The organism is Erwinia artemisiae (assembly GCF_051400835.1).
Lineage (GTDB): Bacteria > Pseudomonadota > Gammaproteobacteria > Enterobacterales > Enterobacteriaceae > Erwinia > Erwinia aeris.
In genome coordinates, this window is the sequence record NZ_JBLFFM010000010.1 from 1 (window position 1) to 17,305 (window position 17,305).

General features: G+C 55.4%; 14 protein-coding genes and 2 tRNA genes. 14 read left to right on the forward strand and 2 right to left on the reverse strand.

What is annotated here, in order from left to right; genetic code table 11:
* The first annotated feature begins 1 nt into the window (after position 1).
* Positions 2–77: transfer RNA gene (locus ACMGEE_RS18205), tRNA-Gly, on the forward strand.
* Between the two features lie 275 nt (positions 78–352).
* Here ACMGEE_RS18205 and ACMGEE_RS18210 read toward each other — a convergent pair.
* Positions 353–817, reverse strand: a complete 465-nt coding sequence (locus ACMGEE_RS18210; protein WP_253455906.1) for a winged helix-turn-helix domain-containing protein — start codon at positions 815–817, stop codon at positions 353–355.
* Between the two features lie 842 nt (positions 818–1,659).
* On the opposite strand from ACMGEE_RS18210, the gene ACMGEE_RS18215 reads away from it, so the two are divergent.
* Both ACMGEE_RS18215 and ACMGEE_RS18220 read left to right on the forward strand, forming a co-directional pair.
* Positions 1,660–1,845, forward strand: coding sequence for a hypothetical protein (locus ACMGEE_RS18215; protein ID WP_301252882.1), 186 nt, complete (start codon positions 1,660–1,662; stop codon positions 1,843–1,845).
* A 533-nt stretch (positions 1,846–2,378) separates the two neighbouring features.
* Positions 2,379–2,454: transfer RNA gene (locus ACMGEE_RS18220), tRNA-Gly, on the forward strand.
* 313 nt (positions 2,455–2,767) lie between these two features.
* On the opposite strand, the gene queG is transcribed toward ACMGEE_RS18220, so the two are convergent.
* Positions 2,768–3,907, reverse strand: coding sequence for a tRNA epoxyqueuosine(34) reductase QueG (gene queG, locus ACMGEE_RS18225; RefSeq protein WP_436830442.1), 1,140 nt, complete (start codon positions 3,905–3,907; stop codon positions 2,768–2,770).
* On the opposite strand from queG, the gene nnr reads away from it, so the two are divergent.
* From nnr to ACMGEE_RS18280, 11 genes are all read left to right on the forward strand, one after another.
* A complete protein-coding gene (nnr, locus tag ACMGEE_RS18230) occupies positions 3,906–5,429 on the forward strand; it encodes a bifunctional ADP-dependent NAD(P)H-hydrate dehydratase/NAD(P)H-hydrate epimerase (RefSeq protein WP_436830443.1) in 1,524 nt (507 codons plus the stop codon). The two genes, queG and nnr, sit on opposite strands and share 2 nt — an antisense overlap.
* Positions 5,426–5,893 carry a tRNA (adenosine(37)-N6)-threonylcarbamoyltransferase complex ATPase subunit type 1 TsaE gene (gene tsaE, locus ACMGEE_RS18235; RefSeq protein WP_253455898.1) on the forward strand — a complete coding sequence of 156 codons (468 nt, stop codon included), beginning with the start codon at positions 5,426–5,428 and terminating at the stop codon, positions 5,891–5,893. The genes nnr and tsaE overlap by 4 nt, the downstream gene beginning before the upstream one ends.
* Positions 5,890–7,521: an N-acetylmuramoyl-L-alanine amidase AmiB gene (gene amiB / locus ACMGEE_RS18240; protein WP_370734794.1), complete on the forward strand. Its 1,632-nt coding sequence runs from the start codon at positions 5,890–5,892 to the stop codon at positions 7,519–7,521. Before tsaE ends, amiB begins: the two co-directional genes overlap by 4 nt.
* A gap of 13 nt (positions 7,522–7,534) precedes the next feature.
* A complete protein-coding gene (gene mutL, locus ACMGEE_RS18245) occupies positions 7,535–9,478 on the forward strand; it encodes a DNA mismatch repair endonuclease MutL (protein WP_253455893.1) in 1,944 nt (647 codons plus the stop codon).
* Complete coding sequence (gene miaA, locus ACMGEE_RS18250) at positions 9,471–10,421, forward strand: tRNA (adenosine(37)-N6)-dimethylallyltransferase MiaA (protein WP_301730308.1); 951 nt, start codon at positions 9,471–9,473, stop codon at positions 10,419–10,421. The genes mutL and miaA overlap by 8 nt, the downstream gene beginning before the upstream one ends.
* A 100-nt stretch (positions 10,422–10,521) precedes the next feature.
* Positions 10,522–10,833, forward strand: coding sequence for an RNA chaperone Hfq (gene hfq / locus ACMGEE_RS18255; protein ID WP_246760812.1), 312 nt, complete (start codon positions 10,522–10,524; stop codon positions 10,831–10,833).
* 178 nt (positions 10,834–11,011) lie between these two features.
* Positions 11,012–12,292 carry a ribosome rescue GTPase HflX gene (gene hflX, locus ACMGEE_RS18260; RefSeq protein ID WP_125290306.1) on the forward strand — a complete coding sequence of 427 codons (1,281 nt, stop codon included), beginning with the start codon at positions 11,012–11,014 and terminating at the stop codon, positions 12,290–12,292.
* A 62-nt stretch (positions 12,293–12,354) separates the two neighbouring features.
* Positions 12,355–13,587 (forward strand): FtsH protease activity modulator HflK, encoded by a 1,233-nt coding sequence (gene hflK, locus ACMGEE_RS18265; RefSeq protein WP_125290307.1) that lies wholly within the window; start codon positions 12,355–12,357, stop codon positions 13,585–13,587.
* Between the two features lie 2 nt (positions 13,588–13,589).
* The gene (hflC, locus tag ACMGEE_RS18270; protein ID WP_253455887.1) at positions 13,590–14,594 is read left to right on the forward strand and encodes a protease modulator HflC; all 1,005 of its coding nucleotides are present in this window, start codon (positions 13,590–13,592) and stop codon (positions 14,592–14,594) included.
* Between the two features lie 467 nt (positions 14,595–15,061).
* Positions 15,062–16,084, forward strand: a complete 1,023-nt coding sequence (locus ACMGEE_RS18275) for a glycosyltransferase family protein (protein WP_369895122.1) — start codon at positions 15,062–15,064, stop codon at positions 16,082–16,084.
* Positions 16,084–17,289, forward strand: a complete 1,206-nt coding sequence (locus tag ACMGEE_RS18280; RefSeq protein WP_436830444.1) for a glycosyltransferase family 4 protein — start codon at positions 16,084–16,086, stop codon at positions 17,287–17,289. Before ACMGEE_RS18275 ends, ACMGEE_RS18280 begins: the two co-directional genes overlap by 1 nt.
* The last annotated feature ends 16 nt before the right edge of the window (positions 17,290–17,305 follow it).

The window sequence follows — 17,305 nt, forward strand, 5'->3', positions numbered from 1 at the left end:
AGCGGGAATAGCTCAGTTGGTAGAGCACGACCTTGCCAAGGTCGGGGTCGCGAGTTCGAGTCTCGTTTCCCGCTCCAGTATTATCCTCCCAAAATGCTTTTTGTAACCTATCCTGATGTCAGTAGTTATCCCATTTTCCCTCTGTTTCTGATTTCACAATCTTATAAACTTACCTGCTTTTGAGACCCAGCCTGGCCGTTTCTGTTGAGTAACAGATGGCGCAGCACTTCCTTTATTTACGCCTCCTCGCAGCGTAATAACAACGAATACAGGGACTGGCTACGTCACGGAACCCTTCCCTGCCTGATGCGTTATGCTGAACCCGCTTGTAACAGGACGTCGCTACAGCGGATTAGCGGAAACGAGCAATGGAAGTCAGCATTTTTTTTGGATAAGCGCTAAAAATTTTTCTACAAAACCCTTTCAGACCTTGCTGCTGGAGCATCGTATCCGCTATGGCACCGATCGCTTTTTCCTCAATGGGAACCTTGTCGCTGATACTCCATCCCCGACGCGGGTGAGTCTGAATAATATTTTCCGTCAGTCCGGCATCCTGTAGCTGCTTTCTTAATTTTGAAATAGTCTGATAAAGCGTATTCGGGGTGACAATTTTCCCATGATTTTCCCAGCCCGCCGCATACAGGGAATGATGAGAGACCATTTCCCCGCTTTGGCAAATCAGCAAATGCAAACAGCGCGAAGCGGTAACGTAAGTGACGTGCTCTTTTCCCGTTTTGCACGAGATAAGCTTATTCTGCTGAGGAACAAAATGGATCTGATTGTTAATGCAATAAACAATAGAATCTTTATTATCCATGGTGCTTATCGTCCTTAATAAGTGGCATATCCTGAAGATATTGTTATGTGTTTTTAATAACCAGCCACAGGCGCATGGCTGAGCCTGAAATTTTTTTGCCTCGTCAGGCGCGCGCGTCTGTTTTACTGTTAATTAATGTAATTTTTTAAAAATAAAGTCGACGGCGCTGGGATGCTTTAACACCTTTTAATTATCAATTCTTACCGTAAACGCCAGAACGCGTATCTTTGTCAATGCTTTTATCCTTTGCAATAACAAAGAAATGTCATAAGTAAGTGTGCGGCCAACTTCCCCTGTATTCAATCTTTTTTTTACTGGTCGGATGAATCACTTTAGCCGTAAATTAAATAGCCGGGTAAATTATATATGATGAAGATATTAATAACTTTTAACATAGCCTGGTGTCAGGCTGGAAAAAGTGAGATCCAGCGTATCTGCTTGTATGGGAACATAAAAAAGGCAGGCAGGGGGCCACAAATGTAACCGAGGGCAGGTAATAGTTGGACGACCCTTAATTAAGACAGGAGAAAATAACAGGCTAAGCGAAAAATAAAAGGAATCAGATATAATTGGCTAATATTTAATGATTTTTTTAAGGAAGAACGGGATGGTTAGCGAGGTAATGAATTGTTTTTTTAGAAGTTTCAGACTGCTCACAAGCCGATGGTTTACTTTATTCAGGTGATAACGTGATGATCGAGCGAACATTAGCCTTGAGTGTTTAACTATAAAGCAACATTTTAATGGGTTTTGCGGTTAGTGGTTCATAACCTCTCTGCTTGTGCTGAGAATGTTGACATTAATTTTAGGGGGGGGGCTTACTTTCGTTCAGGATATGCCTGTTGCCGTTAAAATGGAAAAGGGAAACATCAGCCGGCCTTGCGCTCAGTACTCAGCATGGGCAGCCTGCGGTTCCTGTAACACGCAGAGAGTACGAAGGAGAAATTGCTGGCATGGGCTATAAAGGCATTTCAGTGGATAACTGTCATCAAACCCTTCCTGATAATATTTTTTATAAAGAGTTTTAAAGTAATAAAATTAATGGAGGCGTCACTGCTGGAAATACGGATAAGAACAGGTTATCGAAGGTTATCTATGAGAGGTGCTAATGACCAGCTGTGGAGCAGGTCAGGATAATGGCGAGGGCTGCCCCTAAACAGCAGGCTTTGTTAAATCAGCTAACGGTTCGCCTGTTCAGGATGACCGGTAGGGTTTAAGAGCAGGCAGCAGCCCGGCAGGGAACGCCAACAAGGGAAACGAGCCGAAGTGATGAAACAACATAGTAAGAAGGGGAAGGGCCTCTCCATGAGGTATAAACGCGCAGCCCGAGGGTTTACTCTGCATTCGAGGAGCGTTTATCACCCTGTCTGTCAGCCTACGCATAGATGCGTAGCAAGGCGACGATCGCCAGCAACAATTAGCCGCAGACAGCAGAAAAAAGCTTGTTTTTGCTCAATGATACGTTCATAATCGCACCCGTTCGACCATAAGAGAATAACAATTCTTTTAAAATCAACAAGTTAACAATTTTAACGCGGTTAACTCTTAGTATTATCTCTTTGCGGGAATAGCTCAGTTGGTAGAGCACGACCTTGCCAAGGTCGGGGTCGCGAGTTCGAGTCTCGTTTCCCGCTCCAGAACATTCATCATTATCATTTCTGATCGAGTTATCCACAGCCCTTTAGCGGCTGGGTTTCGCTTTTTTCAGCCTGTACAGAATAACCTTCAACAGAGTTATCCACAGGTTGCGATCTACCCCTGCCTGCTATTCAGGAATAAAAGACGTTACGCACATTTTTTATCTTTTTGATTTATAAAGAAAAATTAATATTTCAAAATGTTATAGAGATCGCTTGCGCTTTCTGTGGCAGTTGAATGACAACGGCTTTTTATTTTTATGCACAGCGTGTGGAAAAGTGGCTTAACGACGCAGGCAGCCTACGTGGTTATTTATGCGTCGCGCGGCAATCCTTTTTCTATGACGCGCACCAGCCGCTTTTGCTGGCCGCTCTGCACCTCAATCGCGTTTTCCGCTCGCCTTGCCAGCTGACGGGTCAGCGCCCAGGTAATATGCTCGTCCAGCATCGGATTTTCTCCCTGACGGTTTTGTAAGGCCGCCACGTTTTCCTCTGACCAGGGCGCATTGCCCAGCGCTACCGCGACGTTGCGCAACCAGCGAAGATGACCGATACGTCTGATCGCCGATCCTTCCGTCACGCGTAAAAAGGTCGCCTCGTCCCAGGCAAACAGGTCGGTTAAGGGCGGCGCATGAAGCACGGCGCGCGGGCTGAAATCATCCTCATCCGTTAGCTGACCGTAGCGATTCCAGGGGCAGATTAGCTGACAGTCGTCACAGCCGTAAATGCGATTGCCGATAAGCGGCCGGAACTCTTCCGGAATGGCGCCTTCCAGTTCAATGGTCAGATAGGAGATACAGCGCCTGGCATCCACGACGTAAGGCTCGACTATCGCGCCGGTCGGGCAGGTGGTCAGGCAGGCGACGCAGCGGCCGCACTGCTCCTGCTGCGGTGAATCGACCGGTAAAGGCAGGTTGATCAGCAGTTCGCCAAGAAAAAACCACGAGCCGGCTTCCCGGTTCAGGATCAGAGAATGTTTGCCCGTCCAGCCCAGCCCCGCTTTGGCCGCCAGCGGTCTTTCCAGCACCGGGGCCGAGTCGACAAAAGGCCGAAACTCAGCCTCTTCGCAGCGCTCACGGATACGATCGCCGAGCTTTTTCAGGCGATTGCGCAATACTTTGTGGTAATCACGTCCCAGCGCATAGCGGCTAACGTAGCCAAGCTGCGGATTTTTTAGGGTGCTGGCGAACGCCGCCTTAGCGGGCAGATAATTCATGCGCACGCTGATAACCCGCAGCGTGCCGGGCTGTAGCTCATGAGGGCGGGCGCGCATCATACTGTGACGCGCCATCCAGTCCATTTCGCCATGATATTGCTTGTCTAACCAGGCCTGCAGGCGCGGCTCTTCCAGACTAAGATCGGTATCGCAGATACCGACCTGCTGAAAGCCGAGTTCCAGCCCCCACTGTTTAATTTCCAGGGCGAATTGAGAAAGATCGAGAGGATGCGACATGACTAACCTGAACCAGCTAAATAACCCGACCAGTTTACCCTATTCTGTCTGGCCTGTAGAGGCGATTGCGCAACTTGAGCGCGAGGGCGCGGACGCATTGGGGATCACGCTGTTTGAGCTGATGCAGCGGGCGGGCGAAGCGACATTCCGCCACGTTCAGGCCCTGTACCCGGAGAAGAAACGCTGGCTGATCCTGTGCGGCCACGGCAATAACGGCGGCGACGGTTTTATTGCGGCTCGCCTGGCGCTATCGGCAGGGAAGGAGGTGACGGTCATTGCCTGCGAAGGATCGAAGGCGCTGCCGGAAGAAGCGACACAGGCGCGCGACGCGTGGCTGGCGGCAGGCGGGGAAATCCATGCGGCGGACACGCCCTGGCCTGAACAAAGCGATATTATTATCGATGCGCTACTGGGCACCGGGCTGAACCGCGCCCCTGGCGACCAATACGCCCGGCTGATTGAGAAAGCGAATGCGGCCAGCGCGCCGGTATTTGCCGTAGATATACCCTCCGGGTTAGTGGCTGCTAACGGGACCACTCCCGGCGCAGTTATTAACGCCGCCCATACGCTAACGTTTATCGCGCTTAAGCCGGGTCTGCTGACCGGTAAAGCACGGGATTGCGTCGGTCAGCTACATTTCCATGCCCTTGGGCTGGATGCCTGGCTGGCAGGGCAAACTGCACCGATGGCGCGCTACGATGCTTCCGTGCTGACGCGCTGGCTGCCGCCGCGTAAGCCCACTTCTCATAAGGGCGACCATGGCAAGCTGGTGATAATCGGTGGCGATCAGGGAACGGCTGGCGCCATCCGGATGACGGGCGAAGCCGCGTTGCGCGCCGGAGCAGGCTTAGTGCGAGTACTTACTCACAAAGATAATGTCTCACCGCTGTTAACGGCGCGGCCCGAGCTAATGGTACAGACGCTAAGCGATCGGGCGCTTGATGAGGCGCTGGAATGGGCCGACGTCATTGTGATTGGCCCGGGGCTGGGGCAGCGTGACTGGGGTAAAGATGCCCTGGAAAAAGTAAAAAAATCGTCTAAACCGATGCTTTGGGATGCTGACGCGCTTAACCTGCTGGCAATCGCTGGCGATAAACGTCAAAATCGAGTCATTACGCCGCATCCGGGCGAAGCGGCCCGTCTGCTTAATGTAAAAACCAGCGAAATAGAGAGTGACCGCTTACTTGCCGCTCGCAGCCTGGCTAAACGCTACGGCGGCGTGGTGGTCCTGAAAGGGGCCGGCACGCTGATTGCCAGTGAAGCGGGCGAGATGGCGATTGCCGATGTCGGTAACGCCGGTATGGCGACCGGCGGCATGGGCGACGTGCTTTCCGGCATTATCAGCAGTTTGTCAGGCCAGAAGCTCTCGCTGTATGAAGCGGCCTGCGCAGGCTGCGTGGCCCACGGCGCTGCGGCGGAAGCCGTATCGCAACGTCTGGGCACGCGCGGGATGCTGGCGACCGATCTGTTTTCCGAGCTGTACCTGTTTGTTAACCCAGAGATCCTGAACAGAAAAGAATGAAGACCGCTATCGCATTGTCCGACGAGGCTGCCACTCTCGCACTGGGAGCCAGCCTGGCCCGCGCCTGTCACAGCGCGGCAACACTCTATTTGTATGGCGATTTGGGCGCGGGGAAAACCACGTTCAGTCGCGGTTTCTTACAGGCGCTGGGTCACCAGGGCAACGTGAAAAGCCCGACCTATACGCTGGTAGAGCCTTACGTTCTGCCGGATCGTCGCATTTATCATTTCGACCTCTACCGGCTGGCCGACCCTGAAGAGCTGGAATTCATGGGGATCCGCGACTATTTCGGCGGCGACAGCCTTTGCCTGGTCGAATGGCCGCAGCAGGGTGCGGGCTTTCTTCCGCCGCCGGATATTGAACTGCGTCTCAGTTATCAGGGCGAAGCCCGTCAGGCAGAGCTTGAGGCCTGCTCGGCAGAGGGCGAGGCGATCCTGGCCCGCATGGAGAAAGACGGACAATGATCAAGCTGGGACTGCTGCTGGCTGCTTTACTGAGTACGTTTTCCACTCTGGCCGCTAATTTATCGGATATACAGGTTTCAAACGGCAACGACAGGGCCTCGATCACGCTGAGCTTCGGTGGTCAACCGGTGTATGGCTTCTTTCCGCTGCACAATCCGGAACGGGTGGTGCTGGATATTCGCCAGAGCGGCGTGATCAAAGGCCTGCCGTTGACGTTCAGCGGCGATAATATGGTGAAGCGTATTCGCGCCAGCACGCCAAAGGATAAGCAGAGCATCCGGCTGGTGTTCGAGCTGACGCAGCCGGGAAAAACGCGCGCCGTGACCCAGCGTAACGGCAGCACCTATAACGTGGTTTTCACCATCAACGGCACGCGTCCGGCTCCGCGATCTGCCGCCGTCAGCAGCGTTTCGCGGCCCGTTCCGGCAGACAATCCGTTTAAGGGCAACGCCGTTACGGCGGTCAGCAACGGCAACGAAGTCGCGGTGCCGGGCAGAACGGTGCGTGCCGTTGACGAAGCTATCATCGTGGCGATAGATGCCGGACACGGCGGCCAGGATCCGGGTGCTATCGGCGCGAACGGGCTGAAAGAGAAAAATGTGACTATCGCCATAGCGCGCAAATTAAAAGCGTTGCTGAATGCCGATCCTATGTTTAAAGGCGTGATGACCCGCGACGGCGACTATTTTATCTCCGTGATGGGCCGCTCGGACGTGGCGCGCAAGCAGAACGCTAATCTGCTGGTGTCTGTCCATGCCGATGCCGCGCCGAACCGTAGCGCGTCCGGCGCGTCCGTCTGGGTACTCTCTAACCGCCGCGCCAACAGCGAAATGGCGGGATGGCTGGAGCAGCACGAGAAACAGTCGGAGCTGCTGGGCGGCGCGGGCGATCTATTGGCTAACAGCCAGGCCGATCCCTATCTCAGCCAGGCGGTGCTCGATTTGCAGTTCGGCCACTCGCAGCGCGTTGGCTATGACGTAGCGGTTAAGGTTATCGCCCAGCTACAGCGCGTTGGCTCGCTGCACAAACGACGCCCGGAACACGCCAGCCTGGGGGTATTACGCTCGCCGGATATCCCTTCGCTGCTGGTGGAAACCGGCTTTATCAGTAACCCTTCGGAGGAGCGACTGCTCGGCAGTAGCGCTTACCAGCAGAAGATTGCCGAGTCGATTTATAAAGGCCTGCGCAACTACTTCCTGGCGCACCCGCTGCAATCCATCCCAAAGGAGGAAAACCGACCGTTGCAGTCCGCAACGGCGGTTGATGTTCAGCCTAATCCCGCCCCGGTCAGCACGCGCTATGCCGGTGCGGTAACGCGCCACGTGGTGAAAAGAGGCGAGACGCTTTCCGGGATTGCCGACCACTACGGCGTCAGCATGGCGATGCTGCGTTCGATGAATACGTTGAAGAAGGATGTCGTTTGGGTCGGCCAGCGGCTGAAAGTGCCGGCTTCCGGCGCGCAGAGCGTGAGCGCCAGCCGGCCGCAGCGGCATAAAGTGGTGCGCGGTGACTCGCTGACCGCCATTGCCGCACACTATGGCGTCAGCCCGAAAGCGATACAGCAGGCGAATAATATGAAATCGCAAAATGTTATGCTGGGGCAGACGTTAACTATTCCAACCTCGTAAACAAGGATCTTTTATGCCGATTCAGGTACTGCCGCCACAGCTTGCCAACCAGATTGCCGCAGGTGAAGTGGTAGAGCGTCCGGCGTCGGTGGTGAAAGAACTGGTCGAAAACAGCCTGGACGCTGGCGCGACAAGAATAGATATCGAGATCGATAAAGGCGGCGCCAAACTGATCCGCATCCGCGATAACGGCTGCGGCATCAGCAAAGCCGAGCTGGCGATGGCGCTGGCCCGCCACGCCACCAGTAAAATCACCACGCTTGACGATCTGGAAGCCATTATGAGCCTCGGCTTTCGGGGCGAAGCGCTGGCCAGTATCAGTTCCGTTTCGCGCCTGACGCTGACCTCGCGTACGGCTGAACAGGCGGAAGCCTGGCAGGCCTACGCGGAAGGGCGAGAGATGGACGTGACCATCAAGCCTGCGGCGCATCCGGTCGGCACCACGCTTGAAGTGCTGGACCTCTTCTATAATACGCCCGCCCGCCGGAAATTTATGCGCACGGAGAAAACCGAATTCACCCATATCGACGAGGTGATCCGGCGTATTGCGCTGGCAAGGTTCGACGTGGCGTTTTCGCTGACCCATAACGGCAAGCTTATCCGCCAGTATCGCGCCGTCAGCGACAGCAAGCAGCGTGAACGCCGCCTGGGCGCAATCTGCGGAACTGCTTTTCTCAGCCATGCGCTGGCTATCGAATGGCAGCACGGCGATCTCGTGCTACAGGGTTGGGTCGCAGATCCGATCGGCGCTCGCGCCGTTACCGATCTGCAATATTGCTATGTTAACGGCCGCATGATGCGCGATCGCCTGATCAATCATGCTATCCGCCAGGCCTATCAGGATAAGCTGGGCGACCATCAGCCTGCCTATGTGCTTTACCTGACCATCGATCCGCATCAGGTAGATGTCAACGTGCATCCTGCCAAGCATGAAGTGCGTTTCCATCAGTCGCGGCTGGTGCATGACTTTATCTATCAGGGCGTGATCAGCGTGCTGCAGGAAGCCGGTGCGGAGACGCTGCCGGGCGTGACGGCTCAAGCGCCGACCGAGCGCTGGCAGCCAGAGAACCGACAGGCGGCGGGCGGCAACCATTTTTCCGCGCCTGCACCGGCCAGAAACGCTGGCAGTAACGGTGGAGGTAATGGCGGCGGCAACGGCGGAAGTAATGGTGAAGGTAATGCTGGCGGCCACGGCGGAAGTAACGGCGGAGGCAACAGCGGCGGGAAAGCCGCGGCAGGCTGGCAACATCAGGAGCCAGGCTACCAGAAAAAAGAGGGCGCGCTCTATCGCCAGCTGCTGCAAACGCCTGAATTGCCTGCCGCGCGCGAGGCGTCGTCGCGTCCGGTTGAGCCAAAAAGCGCACGCGCGCAGCCTGAACCCGAGCCAACGCTCAGCGGTCACAGCGAAAGCTTTGGCCGCGTGCTGACCGTGCTGCATAACGACTTTGCGCTGGTGGAATCTCGCGAGCGCCTGGCTCTGATTTCGCTGCCGGTGGCGGAGCGCTGGCTGAAGCAGGCGCAGCTGGAGCCTGGCGAAGAAGGGTTAAAACCGCAGCCGCTGCTGATCCCGGTCAGGATAAAAATGGCGAAGCCGGAGCGCGAAGCTGCCAGTCGTTTAGCGTCGTTATTGCAGCAAATGGGCATAGAGCTGGAAGCGGACGGGCAGCACATCACGCTGCGCGCCGTACCTTTACCATTGCGCCAACAAAATTTACAAATCTTGATTCCAGAACTGTTAGGCTACCTTGCTCAACAGCCGGAGATTGCGGTCAGGCAGGTGGCGCAATGGTTAGCGCGGCACGCTGTGACCGAGCGTCCGCACTGGAATCACTCGCAGGCGATTGCGCTGCTGGCAGAGGTCGAAAGACTTTGCCCGCAGCTGATTAAATCGCCGCCATCCGGACTACTACAGTATGTTGATACTGAACTGGCGATGAATGCCCTGAAGCATGAGTGACTTATCTACGGCTGGCCGGCCTAAGGCTATATTTTTGATGGGGCCTACGGCCTCCGGCAAGACGGCGCTGGCGATAGCCTTGCGCCAGCAGCTGCCGGTTGAGCTGATTAGCGTCGATTCCGCCCTGATTTATCGCGGTATGGATATCGGCACCGCCAAGCCCTCGGCAGAGGAGCTGCGGCTGGCGCCCCATCGTTTACTGGATATTCGCGATCCCGCTGAAACGTACTCGGCGGCGGAGTTCCGCCGCGATGCGCTGGCGGAAATGGCAGAGATTACCCGAAGCGGGCGTATCCCGCTGCTTGTTGGTGGTACCATGCTCTACTACAAGGCGCTGCTGGAAGGATTATCGCCGTTGCCCCCGGCCGATCCTGAAGTACGCCAGCGTATAGAGCAAAGGGCGAGTGAAGAGGGATGGGAAGCGCTTCACCGTCAGTTATGTGAAATAGATCCCATTGCTGGAAATCGTATTCATCCGAATGATCCCCAGAGACTCTCGCGAGCACTGGAAGTTTTTTTTATTTCAGGTAAAACTTTAACAGAACTGACGAAAACCGCAGGTGAAGCGTTGCCGTACGAGGTGGTGCAGTTCGCCATCGCTCCTCGTGAGCGGGAAACCATCCATCAGCGTATCGCGCTGCGTTTTCAGCAAATGTTAGCGTCAGGATTTGAAGCGGAGGCTCGGGCACTTTTTGCACGAGGTGATTTGCATACGGACATGCCTTCCATTCGTTGTGTGGGTTATCGCCAGATGTGGTCATTTTTGCAGGGCGAGATCGATTACGATGAAATGGTTTATCGGGGAATTTGCGCAACACGGCAATTAGCCAAGCGCCAGATAACCTGGCTGCGCGGCTGGAAGGATGTTCACTGGCTGGATAGCGAACAACCTGAGGCGGCGCTGGCAGAGGTATTACAGGTTCTTAGTGCGAAGGCTGGGTGATTGTGTACAATTGGTGCGTTATCGTGCGCAAATTTTTACGCAGTATTTCAGAGCGCAAGCTCTTAAGTAGTAAACAACAAGCATATAAGGAAAAGATAGAATGGCTAAGGGGCAATCATTGCAAGATCCGTTCTTGAACGCACTGCGTCGCGAACGTGTTCCGGTTTCGATTTATTTGGTGAATGGTATTAAACTGCAGGGTCAGATTGAATCATTTGACCAATTTGTAATTTTACTGAAAAACACGGTTAGCCAGATGGTTTATAAACATGCCATTTCTACCGTTGTTCCGTCCCGTCCGGTCTCCCATCATAGCAACAACGCGGGTGGCGGAAGCAGCAACTATCATCACGGTGGCAGTAATCAGGGAGCATCATCGCAGCCCCAGCAGGAAAGTGACGACGCAGAGTAATCGCTCTTCTTTCAGGACGGGCCGGCTCGCCCGTCCTGGCAATGTCCCTGACTCGCGCCTCTTCTCAGGAAAAGGCGAACGGGCGTCGCTAGTTAGCGCAAATGTGCATTTTGCCTCTGATCCCAGGCAGTATGGCCATCGTAAAGCAGGTTCAACAAGGTTCTGAGAGGTTTTAAGTTTGTTTGACCGTTATGATGCCGGTGAGCAGGCCGTACTGGTACACATCTATTTCTCCCAAGACAGAGATATGGAAGATTTACAGGAGTTCGAAACTCTTGTCTCTTCCGCTGGTGTCGAAGCACTACGCGTAATTACCGGAAGCCGCAAGGCGCCACATCCAAAATATTTTGTTGGTGAAGGTAAAGCCACAGAAATAGCCGAGGCGGTTAAAGCCAGCGGCGCTTCTGTCGTGCTCTTCGATCACGCCCTTAGTCCGGCCCAGGAGCGCAACCTTGAAGCGTTGTGCCAGTGCCGCGTAATCGACCGCACCGGCCTGATCCTGGATATCTTCGCGCAGCGTGCGCGTACCCACGAAGGTAAACTTCAGGTCGAGCTGGCTCAGCTACGCCATCTCGCCACGCGTCTGGTACGCGGCTGGACCCACCTGGAACGCCAGAAAGGCGGTATCGGCCTGCGTGGCCCGGGTGAAACACAGCTGGAAACCGACCGTCGTCTGTTGCGCAACCGCATCACGCTTATCCTTTCCCGGCTTGAGAAAGTAGAGAAGCAGCGCGATCAGGGACGTCAGGCGCGCAACAAGGCCGATGTGCCTACGCTCTCGCTGGTCGGCTATACCAACGCCGGAAAATCCACCCTTTTTAACCGCATTACTTCTGCCGAGGTCTATGTCGCCAACCAGCTGTTTGCGACCCTGGATCCCACGCTGCGTCGTCTGGACGTGGCGGACGTAGGCGAAGTGGTGCTGGCGGATACCGTTGGCTTTATCCGTCACCTGCCGCACGATCTGGTCGCCGCTTTTAAAGCGACGCTGCAGGAAACACGGCAGGCCACGCTGCTGCTGCACGTTATCGACGCCGCCGATCTGCGCGTGGATGAGAATATTGAAGCTGTAGAAGAAGTGCTGGAAGAGATCGAAGCAAACGACATTCCGACGCTACAGGTGATGAATAAGATTGATGCCCTGGAAGATTTTGTCCCCAGGATCGATCGCAATGATGAAAACCTGCCGGTTCGCGTCTGGGTTTCCGCGCAAACGGGCGAAGGCATTCCGCTGCTGTTTCAGGCGCTGACCGAGCGGCTGGCAGGCGAAATAGCCCAATACGATTTACGCCTGCCGCCGGAAGCGGGGCGGCTGCGCAGCCGCTTTTATCAGCTGCAGGCGATAGAAAAAGAGTGGAATGAAGATGACGGCAGCGTAGGTTTACAGATACGCATGCCCATCGTTGACTGGCGCCGCCTGTGTAAACAGGAACCGGAGCTGGTGGATTACATTGTTTGACGCCCGACTCGCGTATCCCGGCTCTGGGATAACACCGCATACACAATAAATGGAGCAGAAACATGGCGTGGAATCAGCCCGGGAATAACGGACAGGACCGCGACCCGTGGGGGAGCAGCAATAATCAAGGCGGCAACCCCGGGGGAAACAAAGGAGGGCGCGATAAAGGGCCTCCTGATTTGGATGATATTTTCCGCAAGTTAAGCAAAAAGCTTGGCGGTTTCGGCGGTGGTAAAAACGACGGCGGCCAGCAGGCGCCGGGACGCGGCGGTCGCCTGATCGGCATCGTTGCCGTTGCTGCGGTAGTGATTTGGGCAGGCAGCGGTTTCTATACCATTAAAGAGGCGGAGCGCGGCGTGGTAACACGTTTTGGCAAGTTCAGCCATCTGGTAGAGCCGGGCCTGAACTGGAAGCCGACCTTTATCGATCAGGTTCGTGCCGTCAACGTTGAGGCGGTACGCGAACTGGCTGCATCAGGAACGATGCTGACTTCGGACGAGAACGTGGTGCGCGTGGAAATGAACGTGCAGTACCGCGTGACCAACCCGGAACGCTATCTTTTTGCCGTAACCAGCGCGGACGACAGCCTGCGCCAGGCGACGGACAGCGCGCTGCGCGGCGTAATCGGCCGCTCAACGATGGATCGCATTTTGACAGAAGGTCGTACCGTCGTGCGTAGCGATACCCAGCGCGAGCTGGAAGAGACGATCCGTCCTTACGATATGGGCATTACGCTGCTGGACGTCAACTTCCAGGCCGCTCGTCCGCCGGAAGAGGTGAAAGCCGCCTTTGACGATGCCATTGCCGCGCGTGAAAACCGCGAGCAGTACGTTCGTGAAGCGGAAGCCTACGCCAACGAAGTCCAGCCGCGCGCCAACGGCCAGGCTCAGCGTATTCTGGAAGAAGCACGCGCTTATAAAACGCGTACCGTGCTGGAAGCGCAGGGTGAAGTGGCACGCTTCGCCAAGCTGCTGCCGGAATATAAAGCCGCGCCGGAGATTACCCGCGAGCGTCTCTATATTGAAACCATGGAGCGCGTACTGAGCCACACCCGTAAGGTGCTGGTTAACGATAAGGGCAACAACCTGATGGTACTGCCGCTGGATCAGCTGATGCGCGGCCAGAGCGCCCCAGCGTCAGCGGGGCAGAACAATAACAGCCTGCTCCATCTGCCGGCAGCCTCGGGCAGCAATGAACGCGCCAGCAACGGCTCGTCGTTCAGCCCGGACAGCATTATGGATCAGCGTCGGGTTAATGCTCAGCGTAACGACACCCAGCGCGAAGGGAGAGATTAAGGATGCGTAAGCCATTAATCGTGGTATTAATTGTGGTGCTGGTGGTGCTTTACGCATCGCTGTTTGTGGTGCAGGAAGGCCAGCGCGGCATCGTTATGCGCTTTGGCAAAGTACTGCGCGACGATGAAAATAAACCGCTGGTCTATGCGCCGGGCCTGCACTTCAAGATCCCTTTCCTGGAATCCGTGAAGTCGCTGGACGCGCGCCTGCAGACGATGGATAACCAGGCCGATCGCTTCGTCACCAAAGAGAAGAAAGATCTGATCGTGGATTCCTATATCAAATGGCGCATCAGCGATTTCAGCCGCTACTATCTGGCTACCGGCGGCGGCGACGTTTCGCAGGCGGAAGTGCTGCTGAAACGTAAATTCAGCGACCGTCTGCGTTCTGAGATTGGTCGTCTGGACGTTAAAGATATCGTTACCGACTCGCGTGGACGGTTGACTACCGACGTGCGTGACGCCCTGAACACCGGCAGCGCAGGCCAGGATGACGAGATCGCCACGCCAGCGGCCGATGATGCTATCGCTTCCGCTGCGGCGCGCGTAGAGCGCGAAACCAGCAGCAAAGAGCCAGCGGTGAATCCGAACAGTATGGCGGCATTGGGCATTCAGGTCGTTGACGTGCGTATCAAGCAGATCAACCTGCCGACCGAGGTGTCTGACGCTATCTACAATCGTATGCGCGCCGAGCGTGAAGCGGTTGCTCGTAGCCAGCGTTCACAGGGTCAGGAAGAGGCAGAGAAACTGCGTGCGGGCGCTGACTATGAGGTCACGCGCACCCTGGCCGAAGCGCAGCGTACCGCGCTGATGACGCGCGGTGAAGGGGATGCCGAAGCGGCGAAACTCTTTGCCGACGCCTTCAGTCAGGATCCGGATTTTTATGCCTTTATCCGCAGCCTGCGCGCCTACGACAGCAGCTTCAACAGCAATCAGGACGTAATGGTACTGAGCCCGGACAGCGACTTCTTCCGCTTTATGCAGTCGCCTTCCAAAGCGACTCGCTAAGCATCTTCACACTCAGGCCGGGGATCCTCCCCGGCTTTTTTATTTCTCGCCGCAAGCATGATGCATTTGTTAATTAATTATTAATTAATATTCGCGCAAAAATGTGATTATTCCGCTTTTTCCCCCTTGCCGTTGACGGCCTGCCGCGCTTTGTGTAGCCTTTTTTTACGCTTATTTTATTAAATGATTAATGGCTGCAAATATTTAACCATGATAAGCGTTTGCCGTTTTTAAATAATCCGGGAGTTTTACGGGTGAAATAACCGGGCGGCCATCTTAAAATAGCGTTAATAACAGGATGAATGGAAATGGATCCTTCCAGAAATCCCCGCTGTGTCTTTTATTCACATGATACAATGGGATTCGGCCATATACGCCGAAATATGTTGCTCAGTCAGTCAATAACAGCAGCCTGCCCTGATGCTGAGATATTGCTTATTTCAGGCGTGCGTGCAGCCGGTGCCTTTATGCTGCCGCCCGGCGCAGACAGCCTTATCCTGCCTTCCTGGCAGAAGACCGTAGAGGGAAAGTATCGCCCCCGCGCGTTGGGCAAAAAGGTTCAGCCGCTGGTCAGGCTTCGCTCGCAAATTATTTACGCGGCTATCAACGCTTTCTCGCCGGATATTATGATTGTGGATAACGTGCCGCGCGGCGCCATGCGCGAGCTGGATCTCAGTCTGCCGCTGCTGGCCGCTAAAAAAACGCATCTGATATTAGGTCTGCGCGATATTATAGACGACCCCGAAGCGGTGAAAAAACAGTGGTATAAGCAAGAAAACAGCGCGGCGCTCAGGAAGTTTTATTCATCGATTTGGGTTTACGGCGACAGGGCGCTTTACGATTTGGCCCGCGAATATCACTTTGACGCCGCGACCAAAAATAAGATGATTTTTACCGGCTATCTGGACGCGACGCGCCGCATTCAAAGCTTTGGTGATGATGAGGCTGCGCCTGTCGCCCGGCCTTATGCGCTGTGCGTCGTGGGCGGCGGGCAGGATGGCTTTCGCCTGGCGGAAAGCTTCGTCAGCACCGTATTGCCCAACGGGATGCACGGCGTATTAGTGACCGGAACGATGATGCCCGAGCCGCAGCGGCTACGGCTAAAAAAACTGGCCGTAGGGTTTCCTGAAAAAACCGTGGTGGAATTCGTGGCGGAACCGCTAAAACTGCTGCGCTACGCCAGCCGCGTTATTGCGATGGGCGGATATAATACCCTGACGGAAATCCTGGCTTTTAATAAAACGGCGCTGATTGTGCCGCGCATCGCTCCCCGCCAGGAACAGTGGATCAGAGCGACGAAACTTGCCGCGCTGGGGTTGATTGACGCGCTGCATCCGGCTCATCTGACCCAGGAACGGCTGGGCGACTGGCTGAAGCAGCCGCGCCATTTTGTTAATCCGCGTGAAAAGCTTAATTTTGACGGTCTGGAAAAGGTAGCCGTCAGCGTCCGGCAAATACTCAACGGCAGGCGTATCGGGGAGTATGTCTGATGGCGTCTGAACCGCTGCGCGTGGGCTACGTGCTGAAACGCTACCCACGTTTCTCAGAAACATTTGTCGTCAGTGAAATCCTGGCGCATGAGCGTACGGGCCTCAGCCTGACGATTTTTGCGCTCGGGCCGGTGATGGAAACGCATTTTCAGCCCGATATCGGCACGGTGAAAGCGCCGGTTATTCGCCTGGCGAATAAGCAGCGTAACACCGAACTTTTCTGGAGCCTGGTAAAAGAGGCACTGGAGGTGCTGCCTGATTTTGCCACCCGGCTGGCAGAGGAGCGGGATCACGACGTGCACGAGCTGGCGCAGGGCATAGCGCTCGCGCTGGCCGTCAGACAGCACGCACTGCGGCATCTGCATGCGCATTTTGCCACCCAGGCCGCTACCGTGGCGCGGCTTGGTGCAAAGTTCAGCAACATAAGCTGGTCTTTTACCGCCCATGCAAAAGACATCTATTACCGCTATGACACGGATATCCGGCTGGCCCGCAAAATAGAGGACGCCAGCCATGTGATAACCGTGTCCGATTACAATCTTGCCTGGCTATGCGAGCGTTACGGCGGCGATTGGCAGAAAGTCAGCCGGCTTTATAACGGTCTGGATCTGCGCCAGTTTCCCTGGCTTTCCCCGCTCAGGCGGCAGGCCGCTATTCTGGCGGTGGGGCGGCTGGTGCCTAAAAAAGGGTTTCGGACGCTGATTGCCGCCCTGGCGCAGCTGCAGGCCAGAGCCATTCCGTTCCACTGCACGCTGATTGGCGACGGCCCGGAACGGGCGGCGCTTGAGGCGGCTGTCGCGGCCTGCGAGCTACAGGCACAGGTGACTTTTACCGGTCTGTTACCGCGCCAGCAGGTGGCGGCAGCGATGCAGGAGAGCGCCATGGTGGTTGCGCCCTGCACCATTAGCGAGGACGGCGATCGCGACGGTCTGCCAACCATTTTGGTTGAAGCGATGGCGTTGGGTACACCGGTGATTTCCACACGCGTGGCAGGGATCCCGGAGCTGGTCATTGATGGTCAAACCGGGCTGTGCGTCGACCCTGATGATGCCATCGGGCTGGCCGATGCGATAGTGATGCTGCTGAGCGGGCAGGATATGCGTGAAAAGCTGGCAAGGCAGGCGCGCAGAATGATTGTTCGCGACTACGACATCGACCGTAACATCATGGAAATGCAAAAGATATTTACTCCACAGCAGAAATAAATTCTGCGTATGAAAA